Consider the following 12,788-nt stretch of genomic DNA (forward strand, 5'->3'; position numbering starts at 1 on the left):
ATTAAATTTTAGAAAATAGCCCATTTTTTGTTTAATTTAGGCGAAAGTCAACAAAAAAGGGTGGCGAAGCCACCCACACATGTTGATGAAGAGCCTAAAAAAATTGATGAATCTGTGGCGGCATTAGTACGCGACCACATTGCCGAGCGCGGCAACGTCAGCGATGACATGCCTATATTTATTTCCACGTCTAATAATAGTTCTGAAGATGGAAGGATTCCGGCCAAGAGCCTCAGCCGATTGATTAAAGGATACTTGGTCAAGGCAGGAATCAATTCTACACGAATCACCGCACACAGTCTGCGACATACTAGCGCGATGCTTAAGCTCAGATCCTGCAACGGCGACCTCAAGGCTACTCAGGAATTTTTAAGACATTCCTCCCCCACCGTCACGATCCGTTACCTTCAGGAATTGGATGCAGCTCGCGACACGTCATCCACCGACGTCATGAGCATGATTCGGAATGCAGGAAGCCACCCTTAACAGGGTGGTTTTATTATTTCACCAATAATTATTTTAATGAGAATAAATAGGTATTAGTTCGCATTGAATATAAGCGGATTGTAAGTTTCACCCGCTTTCACCATATTTTTGATTTTGTCACTAAAGTGTCAAAATATTTAGCTATCTTCACCCCGCTATGCAGATTCTTATCAGCTCACTCAGGAATTATTCCATCAACCCTAACAAGCTTGACCTACAGTTCGTCATGCAGAGACTCGCTGAACTCAGTGTCGCCTACTATACTGAAAAAGCATATCCTCCCAAGCGAAAACTCAAGGTCATGAAGGAACTGTTCACGGAAGCTCTTAAGATTGGATTCTGGCCGTCTGTCCTTCAGGGTGAGCACAATGATAATTTCAAGGTTAAGGTTGACGCTTACCTGGTCAAGGTCAACAAGGATGTATCCAAGGCCGCGGATGCTATGGTGAAGCAAAGCAAGTATTTGATTGATCGGCTTTGCATCAAATAAAACCAAAGCACCCTCGCCATCACTGACGAAGGTGCTCCAGGTAATTGTAAACGATCTATTTTACCCTATACAATTAAGTTTATATTATCGTTTCTATTTTTTTGCCAAGCAACGGTGTACAAAATACCATCATTTCTACGCTTATTAAATAGTTTGAGATCCTGAGTAACATTATCTTCAAACTGTTCAAGTCTTAGATTGGCGTGTAAACGGTCAAGAGACCAACCCCATGCAACACCGGCATCAGGGCGAATCTCACAGGTGTATTCGTTACCCTTTATCTGCAGATAGCGCGGGTGTAAGTTATTGACCATCTCAATATCTGGTTCAAACCCTACGATTTGATCAAAACATTTCTTCAAGAATTCATTTCTGCGTGACGCTAATGTAAAGTCTGCATCGAAGTCGTTGTAGCCATAGACATTAGATCCACGAATCGCAGCAAGATTAAGTTTTAACTTATTGATATTGAGATTCCATTCCTTTGCAATTGACGCAACAAGGTTTGCAAGAATAATACATCCCAGCGGTGTATTCAAATACTTATCCGCATAGGTAATTTCAACGTTCTTATCCTCAGAAAATACAGACTGAGCGTCATTCCATTTATCCTGACGATAGCTGCGCATGACGTCAAATATGGTTGATGCTGAAGCACTATAATCCTTTATTTTTAGGTCGAACATACCTTCGTCGCTGCTATTTAGCTTTGCAAGAATATTTTCAATCTTCAAAGGAGTGAAATCAAGGTTTCCATCGTAATTGGATGAGAATATGACGCCGGTACCCCAATCATCATTAAGCGTGGTCAATACATCCTTGCCGAAGTAAATCCTCTTGCGACCATCATTATGTGTTACCGCGAGTATAGGCTTCAAACCATCTAAATCCAGTTTGCCATATTCGAACTTGCTGCTGTACAGCAGTCCCAATAATGGAGTGATTTCAAAACGGCTTAATCCATTGATGTTTAGTCTCTTCGCTGTAACATAGCAGCAATCAACCATTCTAGCTTTAAGCTGGTCAATGTGATGCTTAAACGTAAATGAATCATAATCCCATTTGCTCAAGTCATCGTCAACAAAAAGCTTCAATGATTTAACGGAACTGTCGCGGCATACGCGATAGAATTCAGTAGCCCAGTCAGAAGTTATTGTTTCTGCATCAGCAAATGCAGAGTTCACTTCTTCAGGCACATTTCTTCTGCTGAATTCCATTTCAAGCCAATCATAGGCTTTCTGTCGGTCCAAATAGTTTAGGTACCATTGAGAGGATCTGTCAACCAAACAGTGAGTACATGCCTTGTTGCAACACTTTTCACGTAAAGCATTTCTTGCTAGGTTGAAGACCTCATTCTTGTAATCACGCAGTAGCGGAGAATATCCTGCACCACCTAGAGCTGTATCGTATATGAAGATAGAATGGTACTGTCTGCTATAGCCAAAATCAATTTCACCGTCATTGACACCTAGGTATTCTGCAAGCTTACGGCTAATAATAACACCCAGAGAATACAAGGTGGTTGCATCATGGATTTCGCGGTCATACTCATCATAGAATTTGACTTCAACGAAATCTGTCTGATAACGACCTACAAGCAGGACATTATGACGGATTCTTGCTCCATCATGATCCGCACCTTCGCAAATTGCGCCTGTTTCAAGATGTTTATGGCTAATAAAGCGCTTTTTCGCAGCATCATCTGTTTCAGATTCCATGCGTCCACAATAAGGACATAGCATAAATCCAGCCTGATGGGTTCCACTGTTATAGAATAGAATTTCAGATTCATCAGTAGAAGCTCTCAATGCAACTTTAACACCCGATTTCTTTTCCGGCCATGGTTCCATCTGAAGCAGCAAAGGCTGAGCAAGAGACATAGCATTGTCGTTGCGAATGGTTCGAGTGGGTCTTACACCTCCAAGCCAGTCTACGGAAAAGCCTGCTGGTTCTACAATTTCTGTGAATTTGGCGGTTTCATCGCCATTTGTTCCCTTCAAGCCAGCCATACTTGTAGCATGGCATTTGGGGCACTTGGTTAATGGAGACCCATATACTATCTGGGAATAGCCGCATTTCTGACAGTTCTGTATGATGTATCGCTTTGCCTCATCAAACTTTGACTTCATCGCGATTCCGCTAGACTGATAACACCATTCATTAATAACAACTTGTTTGCCAGGAGCATACATTGAAATAGCTTGACTCAGGTGCTGCGTGGGTAGCGTTTTCCTTCGTCCACCATTCCTCTTTGCCGTATTATCGCTACATGCGTTATTGAATTCAACAAGTCCTGTAGGGATGCCAGCAGACGGCAAGAAATTCTGTTCTGCCAAGTAACCTAACAAGAATGAATCCTTAAAGTTCTTGATTCTTCCTTCAATAGCAGTACGCGCGGCTTGTGTTCCTGTTCCTGCCTCTGCTGCTTCGCGCGATGCCAATAGAGCGCTCAAACGGTTGTCATATATTGCGTAAACTGTATCAAGCTGCACCAAGCACTTATCTATTGATTCAAGCAAAGATTGTGTGCTAAGACATGATCCAGCAACAAGTATTTTATGATGTTTATCTAATTCATCAAATACTGCATGTGATGTCGGCAATGATTGTAAGAAATCGCTGAATTGAGTATACCCAGAATGTCCTTCTGCAAAGAAGTCCGATACATGGTCTTTGACTCCCATACCACCTTCATTCTGAATGAAGGTTTCAAATAGGAATGCATTAATATGTCGCTGTATAATCTGAGGGCTTGTCAGTTTAACATCAGGAATCTCGGTCGTGTGTTTCAGAGGCCATATTGGATTTCGCCAAGCATGGATTCCAACCGGATTCGGAGTACAGAAAGTCAGCGTTAAAGCCTTGGTTTCTCCACGACGACCTGCACGACCTGCGCGCTGTTGGTAATTGGCAGGCTTAGGCGGTACAGAATTCATCACAACAGCAGAAATACCCTTCAAGTCCACACCCATTTCCATAGTGGTGGAGCAAGAAAGAATGTTCAAATGTCCTTGATTGAATTCCTTTTCATAATTTTCAAGAACCGCTGACTGTTGCTGAGCGGAATGTTCACCGGCCATGAATATGGATGCGGGAGACATAATCTGGTAATGCAGGTTACTAACAACACCAGCTTGCTTCTGTGCAACCCAATTTTCATCTATCCATTGGTAGACTTCATCATTTGTTACGCGCGTTGCTTGACCATCTGCAGATCTTTTCTTACCACCCGCATACGGAAAATAAGGAAATTTCATCGGCTCACTATTGACCTTAAATCTTTCAAAGTTTTCCGGTGTAGCATAGCCTCTCATACGCGGACTGTAGCCTCGGAATAGAGTGTCAACAACTACGCTATCAACAGGACATTGCCATCCTTTTTCAACAATCTGGATTTTAACCTTTGAACGGTCCAGCAGATTGATTCGATACCCCTTCTGATTTGGGTCCGTTTCCTCAAGCAATGAGTCTCGGATAGTTCGCCATGCCTTTAACAATACCGTATTGATCAGAGTTCGTTTTTCATTATTCAATTCTGAAATGTCTTTTATTCCCAAGGCAGCCATCAACAAAAGAACTAGCTTAGGTTGGCGCGACAAAACTTTACCATCTTGGCTAAGCTGAGGCCACTTCTTATTGCTTTCAAATGTTGATTCTGTAACGTCGTAAATATCCTTGGTAAATGAATTTTGCACAAGGAAACTAGTTGAAGACGTGGGAATCATGTAGTATTTGCCACCACGAATCTGGTAATCCACGCATATTTTGAGGTAGTCTCGCCAATCTTCGTCTGTAAATGGATTCTGGCCATCTTCTAGCTTATAGTAACCCAATTCTTCTGGTAACTTAGCATTGGCAAGAGGTGGATATACTACATGAACTAGGCCAAGGTTCTCTAACGTGTTACTACTTCTAGGAATCCATCCGAATTGATCAAGGAATAGCGCGTCAAGATACACATCCTTTTCTGCATTGGATCCATCCTTTGTAGAAGCTTCATTCAACCTAGCGTTTTTAAGGTGTTTATAAAGGTGACCCAAATCTGCATTGGATTCAAAAGATGTCCTAATTTCGGACCAAGCTTCTGGTTCGGCATTCGGAGTAGAGCTTCCCGACATCTTTGCTTGGAGTTCCTCAAAATCTCTTCGTTGACGAGCTGTCAGTGAATCTTTTCTGCTAAGGTAATCATTGTAGTCTTCTAATTCTTCTTCACTTAATCCTTGAGGTACAAACTTATCTTGTCGACTAGTCGCAAGTTTCTGATATATCGCTGAACGAATCCAATTTCGTTCAACGTCATGGTTAATTCCCATGGCTGATTTTGCTGTTCCTTGCCTACTATCAGTAAATGTAATGTACTTTCTACCGCTATAAAGGATGTCTTTATCTTTATTTACGGCATCCTGATTCATTGGCGTTGCATTGTCAAGAACCGTTGTCGCCAAGAATCGTCCTTGAAGGTTTGCGCTGGCGCGCAGGTAGAGCAACTTATTTCTTACAGGAACTCCACAACACGGACATAGGTCGCGACCGGAATTTGTATCGTGAACAGCTTGAAATACCAATGCGCTTGGGTTATCAATACGATCCTTAGAAGACGCTACAACTTTACCGTTTGCGGTGTCAAATTCAAAGTATAGTGGATCAATTTTTCTAGGATTAGTTTTCTGCGGCATTCCGTAGATAAACATTTCCCATCCCTGATCATGAGAAGAAATATTATCGTCAGAATCCTCTTCTAGCTCTTCGCTATCAATATCGAATGGGTTGTCATCAAGGGAGACCTCATTGGTTTTTAAGCGATACCCTTCCTTGACATGATTCTCACCAACAACCAATAATTCGCCACAGTCTGCGCAGCTGGCAACTTCAACCATATTGCTTCCGCAATGCGGGCATTTGGCACTTTGGTAAGTAGTAAATGTGCCTAATTTCAGAGATTTTTCATTCTTGTGGGAGCATTCTGGATTAACGCAGGTGAATACACCATTAATCGCGCGTATGAAGAAGTGCGCGCGCGTAGGAAGCAGTGCTAGTGGTTTGCCTGTTGGCGACAATCCTGGAATTTCGGAGCTTAAATCATCAATCAAGGATAGCCAAGCTCCCCTATCATCAGAGGACATTCCTGTTGCTTGGGCAATATCCTTTGCTGACAATGCAGGTTCATTATTCAATTTTTTGCGCAGTTCATTGACTGATGCGGGCGTCAATCGGCATCCGTGTTTCTTATTGAATTGATCAATGCTCTGCTGTAATTTGGTCTTATCAAGCTCAGGAATGATTCGCTGACCGTTAATAACAAGGATTTGTGAAGGATTCTTGCCAGTAAGTTGAGAAACAATACCAATAAGTTTATTGGTGGAATCCTTGTCACCCATGGTTGCAGAGGTCACGGCAAAGTTAACATCGTCAACAGTTACGCCAAATGCATCTATAACACGACGGAGTTGCAAAGCCAATTCTGTAGCAGAAGAACCGCTATATGTATGAGCTTCGTCTAATAGAATCCAACGTAATCTTCCCTTAGACTTTTCAAGCAAGGACTGATCGCTTGAACGAACCATCATGTAGTTTAACATGGTTGGGTTCGTAAACAGAATCTGAGGCGGGTGTTCTCGCATTTCCCTACGGGTACACACCTGGGGGAATTCACCGGCCGTTTTGCCAGTTTCTTCCATTTCTCCATTGTAAATGGCGTATGTTACGGGCTTAGGAAGAGCCTTACTCCACTGATGAATACGTTCGCGTTGGTTCTTCATGAGAGCGTTCAAAGGATATAGGAAGATTGCTTGCACACCTTCCCTATAATCGGGTTTACAACGCTCCCTGTACAAATCTTGAAGTACCGGGATGATGAAACATTCCGTCTTACCAGAACCCGTTCCTGATGTTACCGCGATGGTTTTACCATCAACAAGCATTCCCTTCCAGCTTTCGGACTGGTGCTTATAAGGGTAGCGATCTGCAGGGAAACAATATTCTTCAGCGTCACCGCTAATACTAGAAAGAGCTTTAACGAACTCTTCGTCCAGCACATGTAGGTTTCTTGCATGTTCTTCAAAGGTAGCCTTTGATGCTTCCCACGGAAAAATGGTTTGAAATACAGGATCTGCAATCAGAGGTTCCTTTTCATCCAATAGCTCACGAAGACATTCTTGTTCCTTAGAATGTCCCGAAGCCCACATAGAAACCAGGCTATCTGTTAAACGGCGTTTCGAGTTCTTATAAAATTCAAAATAGTTCATTACAAGCCCTTACTTGAGCATCTTCACAAGGATGGTGTAATACGTATACTTATAGTGCAAACGATAGAAATTGATAATTCTACGGCGTTTAATTCGTTCTGGAGAGGTTCCCCAAAGCCTATCCTTCCACTTTTGAGTGTATTCATAGACATACAGCGGAGCCTTGATTAGGGTCTCCTGATATGGAAGCATTTGAATCGCGGCAGAATAATAACTGTGAACAAGATTCAGGTGCAATATCGGCAAATCTGAATTGAAATTGCTTTCATCCGTATTCTTGCCAATTGCTCTACGTTTAAAATCGTTTACTTCTGCGTTGGTCAACAAATCAGCGTCAACATTCTCTAAATTACCACATAGGAATCTTGTCATCAAGTCAGCAACGTCAGCATCCAACGTTAATGTCATTATGTTATGAAGAGCATCCTTAAAGTCCTGGAAGAATTTCATTTGCTGACGCTGTGAATAGTCCTTTGTCACCTGTAAAAACTGTTCCATTACGATATCGGTTCGGTTCCAATGGACAGCCATGGCGCATTCTTGTTCAATCTTCAGGATTGCAGAAGACAAAGCATCCATTTTATCGTCCATGAGAAGTCTTAACAGCAACTTGGTCATCAGAACAGGAGATGATACGGACGCGGATATGGCATTAAAGGTTCGAAATGGAAGACGCCATCTATCCGCAATTTCAATATACTGGGGTACAAGACCCCATGTTTTTTCATTTTCGACGCCATAATGCGTAAGTTCGGAAATCCAAACATCAATATTCTGTTTTTTATTTGCAGAGCGAACGGTATACGCCTCATCACCCAAATGACCATTAATGATGTGATATAGGCGTGGAATCAAACGATGTTTGTCATAAACATCTGAGAAAACAATATAATCCCCATCTTCTGTTTCGTTTGGGAACTTGAAGGATCCACAATCCAAATGATCCAGTTGAAACACCGATGGTTCGGTATCTTCCCCGGGTTCAACAATTTTGCAAGCAAATATTTTTCCTTCGTAATTTACAAAGCCTGCACCCGTATCTAGGGAATGAACCTCTATCGTTTCACTGAGAACATTAAGAGCGGAATCCATAGTAAAGTAGCGGATACGATAATCCTTGTCCCCTAGTGTAAGAATTGCCGCCGACGTTCTGTCAAAGGAATTTACACCATTCACATTGAAGAGTCTGTTGATAGAATCCTCAAAATTACTTAATGGGGTTATACCACCCTTAACCTTTTGATAAATGGTAATCGGACGTTCTTGGCCTATCATACCGGTATAGCTGATTCTCATGCTATGCGGCTTTCCTTCAGAACAAAGAATTCGATACTGAGAAAATTCGTTGAACGAAAGAACAGTATCTTCGGAAACTAGTTCATCCTCGTTCTTGACTAGGCATAGCCCCTCATATGGGCTTGGAATGGAAATCTTTAGGGCGGGATTACCAGGATTATGAATTTCAAAACTACAGGTTGAAGGGAACTTTAGTGTATTAGGAGTTCTAACGACATTCCATGTAACGCTATGATTTGTCGTCTGTTCAACCGTATAGGAAACGTTTTCCTGCTTTACCGCATACACATTACCCCAATTCAGATTGCACCTTATACGGGCTGAATTGGCGGCAGCGTCGAAAGCTTCAAAATTCAATTCATCAATATAATAGAACGTCTTTACATCAAAACTTCCATCAGGGAATATTACCTTGATGTCAACAATGCCCGGACGAATAATCTTATCTGAGTATTCCTTCCATTCCAACGAACCGCGTTGGCGGCACATAATACGGCCTGAGCCGGAACGCATGCCTCCTTCATCATACACATCAACAAAAAGTCGTTTCGTTAACAGTGCGTGACTGGACTTTTCAAGCCATGGCAAGTATACACCACCAAATACAACGGAATACTTTGACGTCATGTTTTTCAGTTCAATTTCTTCCCCTGTTTCCATATTAACCATGGGAATGAACTGACTTTCACTTACTTCAGGGAAGATGGCAATGCGATATTCATCGCCTCCGATAGTGATATCCTTGACATCATCAATGCATTCAGATCGCCAGGGTTTACGGTAGAGCGAGATACATTCAACCGATGCATAATCCTTCTGCTGAACGTACCTATTCCCCTTTTTCTGGAGCATTTGAGGGATTGTTAGGTTCGGTGCGCAACTATTTATCACAGACGGGAAAAGTTCATCGTCAGTATCGCATACAAGCTTAACGTCAATGATGCTATCGCCGTTCCATGTGAATTCTTTGTTGTCAGAATTGACTCGCTTGTAAATGGCGCTTTTCTTACCATAATCGTCTGTTTCAAGCTTGACCTTCTTGTAGGTGGCCACATACTGCTGAGAAACAAACAAGTCAAATTGAAAACATTCCTCGGGATTCAAACCGACAATCATATCAGAATAGATTGTCTTGACACTATCAAGGGAATAACGGAACACGCCTTCGGAGCCACATTCAGATTCCTTCACTTCGAAGGTCCAGTTAATTGATAACGGATGCGTTATAATCAACTTTTTGACGCGTTCGCGTTCCTTCTTCAGCATTTCGGTCAGTTTCTTTAGCTCAACTGTATCAGTCTTATAAGGTAGAAGATCGTCACGTTCTTCGTTGATTGCACGAGCAATCTGAAGGCTGACAGCGTATATATTGTCGTTCTTGTATGTTTCCGGTAAATATCGGAGGCAACTTAACCCCTTGACCACATCCACGTCTTCCCAATCCACGGAAAGTCGCGACAATTCGGTGATCATGCTCTTCAGGAATAGCTTGAACCTATTAAATCCGTTGTCTTTTAGCTGGACGTAGGCCATGGGAAGCCCGCCTTGCAGCAGAAGAGTTCTGAAAAATTGGTTGTTGTTTTGACGGATAACGGGAATGTGTAGTGAACTTAACGCTAATTTAGCGTGATGAAACATTTTTTCCGCTTGGTCGTCGGGAACTTTTGCGTAAGACGCTACGATTTCCTTTGAAATCCAACCACCGCAATACTCGCGACGCCATGATTCGGCATAAAAAAGGGCAAATTCCTTCCCGTAATTCCAAAAAGCCTCCCTAGAAACGGCATCTTTAACGGTAAGTTTCAGCTCTTCATATTCATTGTCATCGACATCAAGCTTCCAAAGCGGAATCGGTGCGGAATTCAAACCGCGTTTTTCTAGAAGTTTGTCAAAGAACAAGCCCATGCGAGATCTCCTTCTTGCGTCATCTCTTGTATAACATTAATATAATATCACACCACTGTCATACTATGACATTCCCAAAGGATTTGTAAAGATTTTCAATCATTTTAGTCGAATCTTCCAATCACAAATCAACCAAAACAAAAAAAACACTTGACTGGCAATCCCGAAGGAGGTATATTTAGAATAGAAATCACAAAGAAACCATGACAAAATTTACTTTACTAAGCAATATAGCGACAATTCGCACCGGGGTTGTAACGACCCGAAAGAAGGCTGCCCAAGGCACCGAAGGCGCGCGTCAGTATAATCTACTGAACCTTCGCTGCGTTCGTGATGACGGCAGGCTTGATCTTTTATCGGTTGAGCCTTTCGCCGCCTGTGAAGAGCTGGCCGATAGCTTTATCACACGCGCAGGCGACATCCTTGTTCGCCTAAGCGCACCATATACGTCTGTAATAATAGAAAAAGATGCGGAAAACCTATTGGTTCCTTCCCACTTCGCTATAATCAGGCTTGCCACCAACGATTTTGACCCCCATTTCATCCTCTGGCAGCTACGTCAAAAGAATGTTAAGCAGACGATTTACCAGAATGTCAGCGGAACAACCCAATTCGGAACCATCAATTCAGGCTTATTTGGAAGTATACCCATTGAACACACGTCCCTACAAAATCAACGGATTTTTAGCGAACTGTTCAAGCTTGCGGAAAGAGAACATGACCTGCTGGAAAATCTCGCCGCAGAAAAAATGAAGTTTAACCAGGCCTTGATGGCCTACGCATTCAAGAGTTTTAAGTAAGAAGGAATAATCTCATGACAACAAAACAAGACATCGAAAAAGTACTCTGGAACGCCTGCGATAGCTTCCGCGGCAAAATGAACAGCTCCCTCTATATGGAGTACATTCTCCCCATGCTGTTTGTTAAGTATCTCAGCGACGTTTATGCCGAAACTAAGGCTAAATACGAAGTTCAGTACAAGGGCGACGCCACTCGCGTGGAACGCGCCATGAGCAGAGAACGCTTCGTCATGGACGACAAATCCACCTTTGATTACCTATACGCCAACAAGAACGACGCTCAGATCGGTCAAAAGATCAATATGGCGTTGGCTGCAATTGAAAACAATAACAGCGCCAAACTCCATGGTGTATTCCGCGCCATTGACTTCAACTCATCCATTAACTTTGGTGAAGTCAAGGAAAAGAACGCCACCTTGAAGAACCTCCTGGAGGACATTCAGCAGCTTGACCTTAGACCGTCTCAAATAAGCGACGCTGATATCATCGGTGACGCCTACGAATACATGATTGCCTTCTTTGCTTCTGACGCAGGCAAGAAGGGTGGCGAATTCTACACCCCAAGCGAAGTGTCTGAACTGGTCGCAAGACTCGTGAAGCCTAAGGAAAATGACCGTATTTACGATGGTACCTGCGGTAGCGGCGGCTTGCTCCTAAAGGGATTTAAGCAGGTTCCCAGCAAGAAAATCAGCATTTATGGTCAGGAACAGAACATGCAGACATGGGCTTTGTGCCGTATGAACATGTTCCTTCATGGAGTTGATAACGCGGTTATTTGGCAGGGCGACACCCTTGCTAATCCAGGCAACATTGAAAACGATAGGCTGATGAAGTTCCAGTGTATTGTCGCCAACCCTCCATTCTCTTTAGACAAGTGGGATAGCGGGTTCCTTGGTGAAGTTGCCGAAGGCGACAAGAAGGCAAAGATGACCCCGGAACTAGACCCTTACAAGCGATTTGATTGGGGAATCCCCCCTACATCTAAGGGTGACTACGCTTTTGTAATGCACTTTCTCCATAGTCTTGATGATGCAACTGGACGCATGGGCATTGTCCTCCCCCACGGCGTTTTGTTTAGAGGCGCTAGCGAAGGTAAGATTCGTCAGACTATCATTGAAAAGTTTAATTTCCTAGATGCCGTTATCGGGCTTCCCGCAAATCTGTTCTATGGGGCAAGCATCCCGGCATGTATTCTGATTTTCCGTAAGAATCGTGGTGCAAGTAATCACGTACTGTTTGTGGACGCTAGTGGCGATGGACACTTTGAAAAAGGAAAGAACCAAAATGTCCTGCGTAAGGAAGACATCGAAAAAATCGTAGAAACCTACAACACCTACCTTAGTGATCCAAGCTTCGGCGGTGAAGAGAAGTACAGTCATGTAGCAACGCTGGAAGAAATCAAGGGTAACGACTACAACCTGAACATTCCCCGCTATGTCGACACCTTTGAAGAAGAAGAAATGATTGATATTGAAGAGGTGAAAACAAACATTAAAAATATTGAATCTGAACTGTCTAAAGTCCAGGCTCAAATGGCAAAGTATATGAATGAATTAGGGCTGTAAT

General features: G+C 42.8%; 6 protein-coding genes. 4 read left to right on the forward strand and 2 right to left on the reverse strand.

The window, feature by feature from the left end:
• The first annotated feature begins 114 nt into the window (after positions 1-114).
• Together BUB94_RS13190 and BUB94_RS13195 are read left to right on the forward strand one after the other, a co-directional pair.
• Positions 115-486, forward strand: a complete 372-nt coding sequence (locus BUB94_RS13190) for a tyrosine-type recombinase/integrase (protein WP_073237895.1) — start codon at positions 115-117, stop codon at positions 484-486.
• A gap of 157 nt (positions 487-643) precedes the next feature.
• Positions 644-976, forward strand: coding sequence for a hypothetical protein (locus BUB94_RS13195; RefSeq protein WP_073237808.1), 333 nt, complete (start codon positions 644-646; stop codon positions 974-976).
• Positions 977-1,041: 65 nt separating this feature from the next.
• Here BUB94_RS13195 and BUB94_RS13200 read toward each other — a convergent pair whose 3' ends face one another.
• Together BUB94_RS13200 and BUB94_RS13205 are read right to left on the reverse strand one after the other, a co-directional pair.
• Positions 1,042-7,221 carry a DEAD/DEAH box helicase gene (locus tag BUB94_RS13200; RefSeq protein WP_073237811.1) on the reverse strand — a complete coding sequence of 2,060 codons (6,180 nt, stop codon included), beginning with the start codon at positions 7,219-7,221 and terminating at the stop codon, positions 1,042-1,044.
• A gap of 9 nt (positions 7,222-7,230) precedes the next feature.
• Positions 7,231-10,050, reverse strand: a complete 2,820-nt coding sequence (locus BUB94_RS13205; protein ID WP_139260237.1) for a hypothetical protein — start codon at positions 10,048-10,050, stop codon at positions 7,231-7,233.
• A gap of 575 nt (positions 10,051-10,625) precedes the next feature.
• Between BUB94_RS13205 and BUB94_RS13210 the strand changes: the two genes are divergently transcribed.
• Complete coding sequence (locus BUB94_RS13210) at positions 10,626-11,222, forward strand: restriction endonuclease subunit S domain-containing protein (RefSeq protein WP_073237817.1); 597 nt, start codon at positions 10,626-10,628, stop codon at positions 11,220-11,222.
• 14 nt (positions 11,223-11,236) lie between these two features.
• Entirely contained in the window at positions 11,237-12,787 is a 1,551-nt protein-coding gene (locus BUB94_RS13215) for a type I restriction-modification system subunit M (RefSeq protein WP_073237821.1), read from the forward strand.
• The last annotated feature ends 1 nt before the right edge of the window (position 12,788 follow it).

Origin of the sequence: Fibrobacter sp. UWH9 (assembly GCF_900129715.1) — a bacterium.
Taxonomy (GTDB): domain Bacteria; phylum Fibrobacterota; class Fibrobacteria; order Fibrobacterales; family Fibrobacteraceae; genus Fibrobacter.

Excerpts from the sequence above, each read along its gene's own strand:
- BUB94_RS13195 (WP_073237808.1), top strand. The coding sequence starts at position 644 with ATGCAGATTCTTATCAGCTCACTCAGGAATTATTCCATCAACCCTAAC.
- BUB94_RS13200 (WP_073237811.1), bottom strand. The coding sequence starts at position 7,221 with ATGAACTATTTTGAATTTTATAAGAACTCGAAACGCCGTTTAACAGAT.
- BUB94_RS13205 (WP_139260237.1), bottom strand. The coding sequence starts at position 10,050 with ATGGCCTACGTCCAGCTAAAAGACAACGGATTTAATAGGTTCAAGCTA.
- BUB94_RS13210 (WP_073237817.1), top strand. The coding sequence starts at position 10,626 with ATGACAAAATTTACTTTACTAAGCAATATAGCGACAATTCGCACCGGG.
- BUB94_RS13215 (WP_073237821.1), top strand. The coding sequence starts at position 11,237 with ATGACAACAAAACAAGACATCGAAAAAGTACTCTGGAACGCCTGCGAT.